12 protein-coding genes are annotated in these 14,647 nt (G+C 38.2%); 11 read left to right on the top strand and 1 reads right to left on the bottom strand.

The annotated features are described in order from the left end of the window. Positions 1–37 precede the first annotated feature (37 nt). Positions 38–2,410 (top strand): GAF domain-containing protein, encoded by a 2,373-nt coding sequence (locus G6N06_RS01300; RefSeq protein ID WP_163514240.1) that lies wholly within the window; start codon positions 38–40, stop codon positions 2,408–2,410. Here the strand turns inward: G6N06_RS01300 and G6N06_RS01295 are convergent. Further along, entirely contained in the window at positions 2,407–3,684 is a 1,278-nt protein-coding gene (locus tag G6N06_RS01295) for a Pycsar system effector family protein (RefSeq protein ID WP_163514239.1), read from the bottom strand. The genes G6N06_RS01300 and G6N06_RS01295 overlap by 4 nt on opposite strands. 146 nt (positions 3,685–3,830) lie before the next feature. Here G6N06_RS01295 and msrB point away from each other — a divergent pair, with 146 nt between their 5' ends. The 10 genes from msrB (at position 3,831) to G6N06_RS01245 (ending at position 14,639) form a co-directional block, all read left to right on the top strand. Continuing rightward, positions 3,831–4,289, top strand: a complete 459-nt coding sequence (gene msrB, locus G6N06_RS01290) for a peptide-methionine (R)-S-oxide reductase MsrB (protein ID WP_163514238.1) — start codon at positions 3,831–3,833, stop codon at positions 4,287–4,289. Next, on the top strand, positions 4,279–4,899 hold the full coding sequence (gene msrA / locus G6N06_RS01285) for a peptide-methionine (S)-S-oxide reductase MsrA (protein WP_163514237.1): 621 nt from the start codon (positions 4,279–4,281) through the stop codon (positions 4,897–4,899). The genes msrB and msrA (G6N06_RS01285) overlap by 11 nt, the downstream gene beginning before the upstream one ends. Positions 4,900–4,917: 18 nt before the next feature. After that, on the top strand, positions 4,918–5,187 hold the full coding sequence (locus G6N06_RS01280; protein ID WP_163514236.1) for a GNAT family N-acetyltransferase: 270 nt from the start codon (positions 4,918–4,920) through the stop codon (positions 5,185–5,187). Positions 5,188–5,278: 91 nt separating this feature from the next. After that, positions 5,279–6,841: a protein adenylyltransferase SelO gene (locus G6N06_RS01275; protein WP_163514235.1), complete on the top strand. Its 1,563-nt coding sequence runs from the start codon at positions 5,279–5,281 to the stop codon at positions 6,839–6,841. A gap of 51 nt (positions 6,842–6,892) precedes the next feature. Then, positions 6,893–7,387 (top strand): peptide-methionine (S)-S-oxide reductase MsrA, encoded by a 495-nt coding sequence (gene msrA / locus G6N06_RS01270; RefSeq protein WP_163514234.1) that lies wholly within the window; start codon positions 6,893–6,895, stop codon positions 7,385–7,387. Positions 7,388–7,449: 62 nt separating this feature from the next. After that, positions 7,450–7,731 (top strand): DUF427 domain-containing protein, encoded by a 282-nt coding sequence (locus G6N06_RS01265; RefSeq protein ID WP_163514233.1) that lies wholly within the window; start codon positions 7,450–7,452, stop codon positions 7,729–7,731. A 6-nt stretch (positions 7,732–7,737) separates the two neighbouring features. Continuing rightward, complete coding sequence (locus G6N06_RS01260) at positions 7,738–8,256, top strand: peptide-methionine (S)-S-oxide reductase (protein ID WP_163514232.1); 519 nt, start codon at positions 7,738–7,740, stop codon at positions 8,254–8,256. An 11-nt stretch (positions 8,257–8,267) separates the two neighbouring features. Continuing rightward, positions 8,268–9,488 (top strand): bifunctional alpha/beta hydrolase/OsmC family protein, encoded by a 1,221-nt coding sequence (locus G6N06_RS01255; RefSeq protein WP_163514231.1) that lies wholly within the window; start codon positions 8,268–8,270, stop codon positions 9,486–9,488. A gap of 93 nt (positions 9,489–9,581) precedes the next feature. Then, on the top strand, positions 9,582–13,283 hold the full coding sequence (locus G6N06_RS01250) for a metallophosphoesterase (RefSeq protein ID WP_163514230.1): 3,702 nt from the start codon (positions 9,582–9,584) through the stop codon (positions 13,281–13,283). Between the two features lie 39 nt (positions 13,284–13,322). Beyond that, positions 13,323–14,639, top strand: a complete 1,317-nt coding sequence (locus G6N06_RS01245; RefSeq protein ID WP_163514229.1) for a DUF2254 domain-containing protein — start codon at positions 13,323–13,325, stop codon at positions 14,637–14,639. Positions 14,640–14,647: the final 8 nt, after the last annotated feature.

Here is a 14,647-nt window from a genome sequence, read left to right as displayed (position 1 = left end):
TCCCAAAAAATGCGTAAATTTGAGAAGATGTAGAGTTATGAAAGATATCAATGATGGTTTGGATTCACCATTAGCGCTCAAAATAAGTTTCGACAAGCTTTTGGAGCGTTATGAGGCACTTGCTCAAAGTGATGATCCCTTTATGGTCAAAAAAGCGCAGCGTGTGTTGCGGGCAGGGAATTCAATTCCTGAGCTAAGGGCTGGTTTTAGTGATCCTCAATTGTTGGAAACCTATCAGGAGGAAATCCAGATCATTCTTGAAGACTCTTTCAGCGAGGTTCTTACATTAAACGAAATCAAGACCGCCTCTATGCCGCTGCACGATTTGAATTTCAACGCCTCCGCCCGCTTCAAATCCATCGTTGAAAATGCCGGTCCGGATTTTCAACTGAAAATTTCCAATATGCCTGAGGATGATCATTACAGGGTGGCTTGTACGATCATTTTATATTTTTATTATGGATATCAGATGAGCTTTAGAAGATCACTGTTTTATGAGATTCCGGATGCCAAGGGGATTTTAAGGACTTATAAGATCTTGTTCAACGCTGATTTTGCCGAGGTTGTTAAAACAGAATCCGCGCCTGAGATTACAGAAGAAGATTACCGATTGTTGTTGGGTAATTTTGAGGATATTGATTTATGGCGTGAGAAATTTCCTCCCCAAAGTTATATTTATAAGGGATTTACAATTAACAATATTTTTGACGTTACCGATGATCGGGCCATTTCTGATATCAAATCCACTTTATTGATCTCTGGAAAACGAAAGAATGATAATTTTATTGATGACTTCCAAATCACGTTTGAATCTTTGTTCAATATTAAAAACCTGAAAGTGGGTTTTGTAATTTATAATAAGGAAAGTCAGACTTTTGAACGTGTTGATGGAAAATTTATTGAGAGTTATCTGCTTACGGAGACTGCCATAGTGCCATGCCAGAGTGCGCTTTGTGGGGAATCTTACAAATCACTTATTACCGAGAAGGAATATTTTTCAGTTTTAGATGTGGAGCAATGTTATCACAAATCGCATGAGCCATTTTATAAAAACCTGTATGATCAGAACATCAAAAGTGCCATCTTCGCGCCCATCTCCAGCGAAGGAGAATTGATGGGTGTATTGGAGATCGTTTCCCATAAAGTAGGTGAGCTCAACAGTGTTAATGCCAATTTATTGAGAGATGTCATGCCTTTTATTGTGTCTTCATTGTTGCGGTCAAAGGAAGAGGAAAAACATTTGATAGAGGCTGTTATTCAGCAAGAATGCACGTCCATCCACCCGAGTGTATCCTGGAGGTTTGAGGAGGCGGCCCGGGTTTTTCTTGATAAAAAGAGAACCGAAGGCAAGAACGTCGCTTTTGAAGAAATTACTTTTAAGGATGTCTATCCGCTCTTTGGGCAAATTGATGTTATGGGTTCTTCGGAAACAAGGAATGAAGCGACCCGACAGGATTTGTCCCTGCAACTGAGTTTGTCCAAAGAAATAATTAAAGCACAATTGGAATTTGAAAACCTACCTATCTATGAGCAATTGTTGCATCGGTTAGAAATCTTTTTGAATACCTTAGACCACCATTTCATAGTCGATAGTGAGCAAGAAATTAGCAGTTTTTTTGAAAACGAAATTCATCCTCTGTTTGAGTTTATTGAACAAAAAAATGAGGTGCTCTGCAAGGATATTGAGAGCTACTTTGCTAAAATAGACAAACGTTTAAGCCTTATTTATTACTATCGTAAAAAATATGACGACACCATTGCCATGATCAACAAAGATATGACGCATATCCTTGATCATAAGCAGGTGGAAGCGCAACAAATGTATCCGCATTATTTTGACCGTTATAAAACGGATGGTGTGGAGCACAATATGTATATTGGTGAATCCATTACAAAAGAGCATGGTTTTCATGAAATCTATCTCTATAATTTGCGATTATGGCAACTCCAGGTGATGTGCGAAATGGAGAATGAATTTTATAGAAATAGACGGGAATACCCTTCAACGGTCAATGTGGCATCAATGGTTTTAGTGTTCAATAAGCCTTTGACCATCCAATTTAGAACCGATGAAAAGCAATTTGATGTCTATGGTACCTATAACGCAAGTTATGAAGTGATTAAAAAGCGTGTGGATAAAGCCTTCGTAAGGGGCACCAATGAGCGTGTGACAGTAAATGGCAAATTGACCATCATTTACTCTCAAAAAGAGGACGAGCAATCTTATTTGCAATACATAAAATTTTTACAATTTAAAAAGGTATTTGGTTCGCCCATTGAATTGCTAGAACTCGAAGATCTTCAAGGTATTGCTGGCCTAAAGGCTATACGTGTGCCTGTCCTTTACAATCACCATAAAGAAAACCATTATTATACCTATAATGATTTGATGAATGAAATCGAATCCTAAACAAAATAGTTATGGGATGTTTTCTGCTCAGGTTCTATGATGTTTATCGCCTGATCGCCTGATTTTAAAACCTTATCAATATTGGCATTTGGAGAGAACTTAAAGGAAACTGCAAAAGCTATTACAGATATAATCATGCCCACCATAAAGACGGTATAGGTCACTCTTAAAATGCGATACTTCCGATCCAGTACCTTTCCTAAAAAGTAAAGATCCTTTGTCAACGAACTATAGACGTAATTTTTATCTTTTAAAAGCTCAGTAATTGCCCATTCGAAATCTTCCAGTTTCATCTTATGAAAATTACCAAAAAAGGTCAGATTCACTTTTTGGTTCTTTACATCTTCTTTTGTGAATTCGCCGCTGGTAATGTTTGGGCGTGTTGCGATGATAGATAGAATCATCGAGGTAATGCTGGAGAGCATTAAGATAATAGTAGGTACAATTAAAAATTGATTGGCTGGATTGTCAAATTTTGAAAATAGGGTAGAGAGCATTAATGAGATAATAATGGCATTGACTGACAACAGGATGTTAGCTTTTGTATCTGCAATATCACTTAGTTTAATATGGTTTCTCAAAGACGTCCTATAAAACGATTGAATGGCGCGCTCCGGACTTGAATCCTTGGCTTTTGCTTTATATTTCGCCTTCATTTGTTCTTTCTTATGTCTCTTTTTTTCTTTCCTTTTAGATTTGATCAACTCTGCCAGATTGGCCTCCTTTTGTTGCTGCCAATTTCTTAAGGCATAATCGGTATAAAATTGATGTCTTTGTGACAATACTTCGATATTTTCAGCCAGCCATTCTGAAGTTGTATAGGTTCTAACACCTTGCAACTCCAATTCTTTACGCAAAAACTCACTAGCCTCGTTGAAATAATCTTTTCCAAAATGAGAGGCATCAGCATCTCTTATTATTTTTTCGAGTTCGGATTTTGGATCATCCTTGAACTTAGTGGCCATGATACATTTGTTCACAGCATCAATAATAGGTTTGTCCACCTGTTGCTCTTTCAAAAATTTAGTTGCTATCTTGACGCTTTCCTCTTCATGATTTTCTCTCATCTCGGTGTAGCCGGTATCATGAAGTAAGGCAGCAAGTTGAAGAATTAAAGAATCTTCAGCAGAGATGTCAGAATTTGTAATAATCTCATTCGCGCTCCGCAACACGCGTTTTGTATGTGTGAAATTATGATATAGAAACGTATTGGGTAAGTTTTCCTTAAAAAGATTGAATACAAAGTCCTCAGTTTTTACGATGATATCTGCCATAAATTTGATATAAAAAATTATCATACAAAGTACTAAAAATAAAGTAAGGAAAATGGATTCATTGACTACTATTTGTAATGCAAAACGTTAAAGCCCGACCAAATCCGTATAATATTTTTTAACTTTAAGAAAAATACTTAAACGATATGATGACATGGAAAAATGTGATGGAATATGCCGTAAAGGGTAATCCTAAACCAGAAAGGAGAGTTGAAAAATCAGAAGCTGAATGGCGTGAAATTCTGACCCCAGAGCAATTTAGGGTGACACGAAAAAAGGGAACGGAAGCTCCTGGAACAGGAGCCCATTGCAATGTTTTTGATGAAGGTCAATACAATTGTTTGTGCTGCAATACGCCGTTATTTGACTCCACTATAAAATTCAAATCCAGTTCGGGATGGCCAAGTTTTACCCAGCCCATTAAAGAGAATGCCATAAAATACGAGAGAGATACTTCATTTGGAATGGTCAGGGTAGAAGTGATGTGTAATGTGTGTGATGCGCATTTGGGGCATGTGTTTCCTGACGGACCAGAACCAAGTGGATTGCGATACTGTGTCAATTCTGAATCCTTGGTCTTGGAGACTTCCAAAAATGAAGTCTGATCAATCAATAGGAGAACTGTGTCCTACTGAACATTTAGAAATGATGACCATTGGTGGTGGCTGTTTTTGGTGTATTGAGGCAGTTTTTAACCAAATTAAAGGGGTGGAGAAAGTGGTGTCCGGTTTTATGGGTGGGACGGTTCCAGGTGTACCGACATATCGAGAAGTTTGCTCTGGGCTGACAGGACATGCTGAAGTGGTTCAGATCAGTTTTAATCCTTCTGTAATTGGTTATCATGATTTATTGCAGATTTTTATGACGAGCCATGATCCAACCACTCTGAATGGGCAAGCTGATGATTTCGGAACGCAGTACCGCTCTGTTATTTTTTATCACAATGAAAAACAAAAACAAATTGCAAATCTGGTAGCCAAAGAAATGGCACCAAATTATGACAGACCGATCACGACGGAAATTAGCCCCGTAGAAATTTTTCATAAGGCAGAAGACGCTCACCAAAATTATTATGCCAACAATCAAACCGCTGGCTATTGTACTGCAATCATAGTCCCTAAGCTAACCAGATTACGGAAAATGTATGCCGATAAAACCGTCCAACCTGCAAGGTTTTCTTCCTTCGGCGGACAGTTGAAAACCATAGAGTTATAATTAAAAAACATCAGAAAAATGGAAGTGATTCACGATAAAGAAAAACAGCAATTTACCATGGAAGTTGATGGCGAGAATGCAACAGTGGACTATTCCATAAAGGACGGAAAGATGCATTTGGAGTATAGTGAAGTACCATTTAATATCCGCGGTCAAGGCATCGGTAAAATACTTGTCGAAAAAACTTTTGAAAAATTGACTGAAGAAGGCTATCAAGCCGTTGCTGTTTGTGGTTATATAAAGTCGGTCGCCAGAAATAGTGAAAAATGGAATGCCATTATAAAATAGGTGATAAAAGCATTCAGGATTTTTGATCTGAAATTTAAATAGACCTGTCAGGTTTTGAAAACCTGACAGGTCTTAAGAAAAAATACAATTAATGAAACTCAATATAAAAGATAAATTCACCACACAACTACCAGCAGATCCAAATTTGGAAAACAGCAGGCGACAGGTCACTGAAGCGTGTTTTTCTTATGTAACTCCAAAACAAACCTCTAATCCTCAGTTGATCCATGTCTCACCTGAAATGCTCCATAAATTAGGTCTAACAGAAGCTGATGCTAAATCTGAGGAGTTTTTAAAGGTCATGACGGGCAATAAGGTTTTGGAAAACACCACGCCTTATGCCATGAATTATGGCGGACATCAATTCGGAAATTGGGCCGGACAATTAGGCGATGGCCGTGCCATTAACTTATTTGAAGTAGAACATGAGGGTCAAAACTGGGTGGTGCAATTGAAGGGTGCCGGAGAAACACCCTATTCCCGATCTGGAGATGGATTGGCTGTCTTGCGTTCATCAATTAGAGAGTATTTATGCAGTGAGGCCATGCATCATTTGGGTGTGCCCACAACCAGAGCTTTGTCATTGGCCTTGACAGGCGATCAGGTGCTACGTGACGTCATGTACAACGGGAACCCAGCGTATGAAAAAGGAGCTATTGTGAGTAGGTTATCACCAAGTTTTTTGCGATTTGGAAGCTATGAGATCTTTGCCGCCAGACAAGATCACAAAAATTTGAAGATTTTACTCGACTTTACCATAAATCAGCATTTTTCACATTTAGGGAAACCGTCTAAAGAGACCTATCTCCAATTTTTTTCGGAGGTTTCTGAACGCACTTTGGAAATGATCATCCATTGGCAACGTATTGGTTTTGTGCATGGGGTTTTAAATACCGATAACATGTCCGTTTTAGGGTTGACCATTGACTATGGGCCGTATGGATGGCTTGAAGGTTTTGATTTTGGTTGGACGCCAAACACTACTGATCGTCAGCATAAACGTTACAGATATGGCAATCAGCCCAATATGGGATTGTGGAATTTGTATCAACTTGCCAATACACTTTTTCCGTTGATCGACGATGCGAAAGCTATGGAAGCTATTTTGGAGAAATATACGACCGATTTTGAGTTACAATCCTTAAAGATGATGCGATCGAAATTGGGACTGCAATCTGAGGCAGCGTCAGATCAATTGTTCATCCAGGATTTGGAAGATTTATTACAATTAACGGAGACTGATATGACCATGTTCTTTCGAAACTTGGGTGATTTTGAAAAAAATGAATCTGCTAAAGGCATTAGCCTTATTAACGAAGCATTTTATAATCCTACAGAACTATCAGATACAATACGGCAACAATGGAATGCTTGGTTTGTGCGCTATGCGGAAAGATTACAAAAAGAATCCATATCAGATTCAAATAGAAAAGTTCAAATGAACACTGTTAATCCGAAGTATGTTCTTCGAAACTATATGGCTCAACTGGCGATTGATAAGGCAGATCAAGGTGATTATGCCCTCATCGATGAACTATTTCGATTGTTGAAACGGCCGTATGACGAACAACCTGAACATCAACAGTGGTTTGCAAAGCGTCCAGAATGGGCCCGACACAAAGTAGGTTCTTCCATGTTGTCCTGCAGTTCATAACAACACAACAAGAGTAACAATAAAAATTAATTATCAATTCACATACAAACAATGAGCACAAATAAAAAAGCATATATAGCCGGTGGCTGTTTTTGGGGAATGGAAGACTTGTTTCGAGTCCGCCCAGGAGTCATCGACACGGAAGTTGGTTATATTGGTGGAGAAAATGAACATCCAACATACAGAAACCATCCAGGACATGCAGAGGGTATTGAAATCACCTATGATCCTAATGTGACCACTTTTAAACATATTTTGGATTATTTTTTCAGAATCCATAATCCTACAACCGTTGACCGACAAGGGAATGATATGGGTTCAAGTTATCGCTCTGCCATTTTTTATCAGAACGAGGAAGAGAAGGCGGAGGCTAAAGAAGTTATAGAAATTGTGAATGCTTCCCATAGATGGGATGGCGAGGTGGTGACCACCTTAGAGCCGTATTCCAAATTTTGGCCAGCAGAACCAGAGCATCAAGATTATCTGTTGAGAAAGCCAGACGGTTACACCTGTCATTACGAACGTTTTGATCAACCGTTTATTTGATTTCAAGGTTAGTCTTTGCGCGCATGGCAGTTCTTGAAAATTAAAATATAAAAAAAGTGAATATGAAAGCTATATGGAACAATAAGATTATTGCAGAAAGTGATGCCACGGTAGTCATAGAAAACAATCATTATTTCCCGCATGACAGTATTAAAAAGGAATATTTTAAACCGAGCGAAACCCATAGCACTTGTCCGTGGAAAGGCGAGGCATCTTACTATACTATCGAGGTTGAGGGTAAACAGAACAAGGATGCCGCTTGGTATTACCCTGAAGTTTCCGACCAAGCTATAACCATCAAAAATCACGTTGCTTTTTGGAAAGGTGTTGAAGTCAAATCATAGCTCTAAATGGACATAAAAATTTCAAAGATTGGTTTTGGCGGTGGTTGCCATTGGTGCACTGAAGCCGTTTTTCAGTCTTTATTAGGTGTTGAGAAAGTGGAACAGGGTTTTGTGGCTTCTACAAAACCAAATAATAGTTTCTCTGAAGCCGTTATCGTTCATTTTAATAGCAAATGCATCACACTGAATACATTGATTGAAATACATTTGTTGACGCACAGCAGTAAGTCCAGCCATTTCATGCGAGAAAAATACCGTTCTGCTATTTATACTTTTGACAATGGTCAACAAGAGGCTGCAAATTCTTTAATGGTGAAATTTCAAAAGAAATTTAATGATGAATTGATTACGAAAGTATTGCCATTTAAATATTTTGAGCCATCAAAAGAAAATTTCATAAATTACTATTTCGAAAACCCCGAAAAACCATTTTGTGAAACCTTTATCAGCCCAAAATTGAAATTGCTAGTAAGGCAATTCTCAAAATTTGTGGATCATAAAAAGATTGCTCATATAAAAAATTAAACAAAATTAATATGCAAAGTACAAAGCTCAATATACAGAACGCCAAAGGTCTTCAGCTGCAAGCTTATTTAGAACTTCCACCGAATCAAAAACCGAATAACTATGCCATTTTTGCCCATTGCTTTACCTGTAGCAGTAGTTTAAAGCCAGTAATAAATATTAGTAGGGCTTTGACCGCACATGGTTTTGGCGTCGTCCGCTTTGATTTTACGGGATTGGGCCAGAGTGAAGGTGAATTTGCGGACAGTCATTTTTCGGCCAATGTGGATGATCTTTTAGCGGTCAACAACTATATGAAAGAGCATTATGAAGCACCGTCGTTACTTGTAGGGCATTCGCTTGGTGGTGCGGCTGTTATTGTTGCTGCGTCACAACTCGACAATGTCAAAGCCGTAGCCACTATTGGCGCACCAGCAACGACAGAGCACGTAAAAAGACATTTTTCGCACCAGTTTAATGAGATCGCTGAAAAAGGTGATGTAAAGGTCAATATTGGAGGACGACCTTTTAAAATTAACCAAGAGTTTGTGGATGATTTTGATAAAACGGACTTGCCGAAAATTACAAAGCAACTTCGTAAACCTATCCTGATTATGCACGCACCGTTTGACAAAGTTGTGGGAATCGATAATGCACAAGAACTCTTTATAAATGCCTTCCATCCCAAAAGTTTTGTAAGTCTGAATGATGCAGATCATTTATTGTTGAAGGAAAAAGATAGTAATTATGTAGGTCATTTGATAGGGGCTTGGGTACAGGGATATTTTGACACTAGCAACCATACTATTTTAGATACGGAAGGCGAGCAATTGGTGGGACATTTGAATCTTTTGGAAGATAAGTTCACAACCTACTTGCAAACGGAAAAGCACAGTTTTATAGCAGACGAACCACAATCTTTTGGAGGCGATGATTATGGGCCCTCACCTTATGATTTTTTGAGTGCCGCGTTGGCCTCCTGTACGGCAATGACCTTAAAACTTTATGCCGAGAGAAAGAAATGGGATCTGCAAGAAGTGTTTGTCTACATCACTTATTCCAAAAAACATAGTGATGATTTGATGCAAGATATGGGCAAACCAGCCCGTTTTGACCATCTTCTGAAGAAACTCAAATTCGTTGGCAACTTGGACAATTCACAACAAGAACGGTTAAAAGAGATAGCCTCAAGATGTCCAGTTCATAGAACTTTATTAAGTGAAATTGTAATTGATACTGAAATCATTTCATGATAAATATTTTTAAATCAAGTGATATGTCCATGAAATAAATTAATTTGAATGTTTTAAAATCGGAGAGCATTTTTAAACATAAGCCAATAATTAATGAATCCAATTAAAAACCTTTTATTACTATTTTTATTTGCCTATTTATTGAATGCGTGCGCATCTTATAAGGCCCAGTATTTAAATAAAGAGGATCAACAAAATATATTTCCCGAAAAGGAAGTGGACAAGGTTTTTTACTTGGTAGGTGATGCTGGCTTATCTCCTATGAATGGGATGTCGCAAGGATTGACAGCATTTCACCAATATATTTCTGATAAAGACACCAAAGACGATTATACCTTGTTTTTGGGAGATAATATTTATCCTTCCGGTCTTCCCCATATAGAACATAAGTATCGAGGTGCTGCAGAAAACATGCTCAATGCCCAGATTAAATCTGTTGAAAATTTCAATGGTCAAACCATTTTCATTCCCGGTAACCATGAATGGTATTCCGGTGGGGTGACAGGTGTACGTTTGCAGGAACAATACATCAAGGAAGCGCTTGGTGAAGACAGTTTTTTTCCAGAAAACGGATGCCCACTCAAAAGCATTGAAGTAAGCGATACCATTCAATTGATAGTTATAGACACCCAATGGTATCTTGTAAATTGGGACCGACATCCTACCATTAATGAAGATTGTGTTATAAAAACCCGAGAACGGTTGATGCTCGAGTTGGAAGGTGAGATCAAGAAGGCCCAAGGCAAGACTATCGTATTTGCGATGCACCATCCTATGTACACCAATAGTACCCATGGAGGTCAATTTGCGTTGGAAAAACATTTGTTTCCCCTTCAAAAGAAAATTCCCATGCCGGGCTTGGCGTCTTTAGTAACTCAAATTAGGTCGCAAGGCGGTGTTTCCATACAGGACAGATATAATGAGTTGTATAATAATTTGATGAATCGGTTGGAAAACTTGGCGACTGAAAACGGCAATATCATTTTTGTGTCAGGCCATGAACATACCCTGCAATACATTGACAATGGCAATATCAAACAAATTGTATCGGGCTCTGGCTCAAAAACGGGTCAAGTTAATTTAAAGGCACACGGCGTATTTGCCTATGGGCTTCAGGGTTTTGCTGTTTTTACAATATTTAAGGATGGCAGTTCATGGGTGCAATATTTTGGTTCAGAAAACAATGAACCGCACTTGTTGTTTCAAAAAGAAGTCTATCCTCCTACAAAATATTATGACCTTTCCACATTGGAAGACAGGTTTCCCAAAGAAGTTGAAGTTTCAATTTATACAGACGAAGAAACAGATAAATCATCGGTCTATAAAATGCTTTTGGGAGATCGGTACAGAAGTGTTTATAGCAAGCCCATTAAGGTTCCGGTAGCTACATTGGATACACTTTATGGTGGCTTGGAAGTTATGCGCGCTGGAGGTGGTCATCAGACAAAATCCTTGCGACTCAGAACTAAAGACGGAAGAGAGTTGAATATGAGGGCATTGCGGAAAAGTGCCACTCAGTATTTAGAAAAAGTACTCTTTAAAAACACTTATGTTGCTGATGATTATGAACGTACAGAAATTGAAAGTCTTATTCTTGATTTTTATACTGCTGCACATCCATATGCCTTCATGGCCATTCCTGATTTGGCTCATGCCGCAGAAATATACCATACCAATCCAAGAATATTTTATATCCCGAAGCATAAACATTTGGGAAATTTCAACACCGAATATGGAGGTCAGCTATATATGATTGAAGAACGTCCCGAAGAAAATTATACGGATGAGCGCAATTTTGGATACGCCGATGATATTGAAAGCACCTACGATATCATCGAAAAGGTGAGAGAAGACGAGAAGTATAAGATAGATGAAAATGCCTATATCAGAGCACGCTTATTTGATATGCTGATTGGCGATTGGGACCGACATCAAGATCAGTGGCGTTGGGCACAATTCAACCAAGAAAATGGCGATAAATTATACAAACCCATTCCAAGAGATAGAGACCAAGTGTTTTCAAACTTTGACGGGGCCTTGTTGGATATTGTCCGGGCTATTTCCGGATCATCAAGACAACTTCAGGTGTATGATGAAGAATTGGCAGATATCAAATGGATGAACAGTGCCGGTGTAAAATTGGACCGGGTGCTATTGCAGCAATCGAATAGGGAAGCATGGATAAAACAGGCCAAGTTCATTGAGGATAACGTATCCGATGAGGTCATTGAAAAAGCATTTGGCAAAGTGCCCGTTGAGGTTCAGGATAGTATTATAGAAGATATTAAAGTAAAATTGAAAGGGCGGCGCGGCCATATGCAAGATATTGCCAACAGATATTATGATTATTTGAATGAACTGGTGGTGTTGACCGGAACAGATAAAGACGATTATTTTGAAATTACCCGCTTGGGCGAGGGGTTAACACAGGTGAAAATTTCAAGACTCAAAGATGGTGGAAAAAGTGAGCCATTTGTTGATAAGATTTTCGATAGAAAAATCACCAAGGAACTATGGATTTACGGATTGAACGACCATGATCAGTTTGAAGTGAACGGAAAAGGCGACAATCTAATCTTTACTCGAATTATTGGTGGTCAAGGCAATGATATTTACAATATCAAAACGGGGAGGCGTATTAAGGTTTACGACCATAAATCAAAGGAAAATACTGTTCTTGCTAGAAATGGGGCACAACTAAAATTTACGGATGTGTACAATCTGAATCTTTTTAATTTTGAAAAAAACAGGACTACGGGTACAGCGCTTACGCCAAGCCTGAGTTATAATCCTGATGATGGAATATTATTGGGAGGCTCAGTAGTTTATAGCGTTAATGGATTTCAGCGCAATCCATTTTCGCAACAACATGCTTTTAATGCCAAATATGCTTTTGACACCGGAGGCTTCAAATTAAATTATGAAGGAGAGTTTGCCAATTTCTTTTACGATTGGAATTTGAACGTTGGGGGAGCAATAACCAATAACTCATATACCACTAATTTCTTTGGCTACGGGAATGAATCCATTTACGATGCCGATGGTTTTGATTTTAACCGAGTCAAAAAAAGCATATATAGCGGTCATATAGGCATACTCAAGCGATCGGCATTTGGAAGTGATTATGGATTTAGAGCCATTTTTGAAGGTATTCAATTGAAGGATTCTCCAGATCGGTATATTACCACTTTTCAGCCCGCAAGCAACGAAGAATTCTATGAAAGACATTATTTTGGTGGATTGGAGGCAGAATACGACTACTTTGCCGCCGATAATAGAATAAACCCGAGTAAAGGCATGGTATTTAAACTTAATATTGGCGCCAAAACCAATGTTCAGGATCTTGATCAGGTATTTGGCTATATCAATTCCAATATTGGTTTCTATAATGCCCTGACTAAAGACAATACCTTGGTCCTTAAAACTGATGTTCGTGCCCAGCTCCGTTTTGGAAATGATTTTTTGTTTTATCAGGCGGCCACCATCGGGGGGGAATCTGGTATGAGAGGTTACAGGGCAGAACGTTTTACAGGAAAAAATGCAATGGTTGCCAGTGCTGACCTGCGCTATAGTTTTCCTTCTGTTAAAACGCGTTTGCTACCTCTGCAATTCACTGTTTTTGGAGGAGGAGATGTAGGGCGTGTATGGTGGAAAGGTGATTATTCCAAAAAATGGCATAACGATTTTGGTGGGGGCTTAAGAGTAACCGCTGCCCAATCTCTTTCAGGAACATTCAACCTTTTTACAGGTGAGGACGGGTCCCGATTTTCATTTGGGCTTGGTTTTAATTTTTAAATAAGTCATTTAATGAAATGGGCAGTCTTAAAGTAATCTATGAAAAAGCATTTTTATAATCTTCTGGAATACATTATCAAATTGGAGAGCAATATTGCTTTCTACCCTTCCCTGATCAGCTTGGTTGGTTTGCTGTTTGCTTTTTTTATGTATTATCTTGAAAGTTGGGGCGTTTCTGGATATCTCATCGAAAATGCACCTATTTTGGTGATCAATAATATTGATACCGCAAGAGATCTTTTAACCACTTTTATTGGAGGATTGATTTCAATTATGGTATTCAGTTTTTCCTTGGTGATGATTTTGCTCAATCAGGCTTCCAGCAATTTTTCGCCGCGTCTGCTTCCAGGTCTGATTTCTAATAGAAGACATCAAATCATATTGGGGATTTACAATAGTACGTTATTGTACTGCATTTTTACTTTAGTCTCCATAACGCCACATGGCGATAAGTATCAGCTTCCAGGATTCTCCGTGCTATTGGCCATTATCTTTATGACGGTATGTTTAGCTGCTTTTATATATTTTATCCATTCCATATCGCAACAAATACAGGTGGGGACAATAATGGATAAGATTTTTGATAAGGCCTATGAACGTTTAACTACACTTATAGATAATGAGAAATCCACGGAAATAGAGTTTCCGGACACTTCAAACTGGAAGACGGTTGAATGTGCAAAATCAGGTTATTTCCAAGATGTGGGGTTAAACTCCTTAGCAGAATTTGCTCAAGAAAAAAAGGTGAAAATTGAAATTGTTCAAATTAAAGGCACGTATATCTTGAAAGGGTTGCCGCTACTTAAGTATTCCGGTGCCGAATTGGATGGAGATGCTAAAAATGAAATTTTGGCATGTTTTCATTTTTCAAAAAATGAGCTTGTTGAGGAAAATTATGTATTGGCATTTAAGCAAATTACAGAAATAGCTTTAAAAGCAATGTCGCCCGGAATTAATGACCCGGGAACAGCCATAAATGCTGTCGATTATATGACCGAATTGTTCACGCTTCGAATGAAAAAAAGAGATAGAAGTTATTTGTTTGATGATGACGGTGATGCTTACGTGAGTATTAAAACAGTGAATTTTGAGGACTTGATGTACAGTGTCATGGCTGCATTGCGAACTTACTGCAAGCACGATATAATAGTTGTCCAAAAACTATTTATGATGTTGGAGTATTTGTTGTTGGAAGCGGATACTTGGGATGATAATTATAAAAAAACCATTGTCAAAGAAGTTCAGAATTTATATCAGGACGCTATTGAGAGTCAAAAAAATGAAATCGATTTAACATTAATAGAGAATCGAATGTCAAAGTTAAAATCCTTGAACGAATCAAATTTTAAGATTTAATTACTGTA

The sequence above is a fragment of the Gelidibacter japonicus genome, from assembly GCF_010725055.1.
In the GTDB taxonomy this organism is placed as follows: Bacteria; Bacteroidota; Bacteroidia; order Flavobacteriales; family Flavobacteriaceae; genus Gelidibacter; species Gelidibacter japonicus.
The sequence above is the reverse complement of the archived record's forward strand: the minus strand, read 5'-3'. Positions and strand labels throughout refer to the sequence as shown.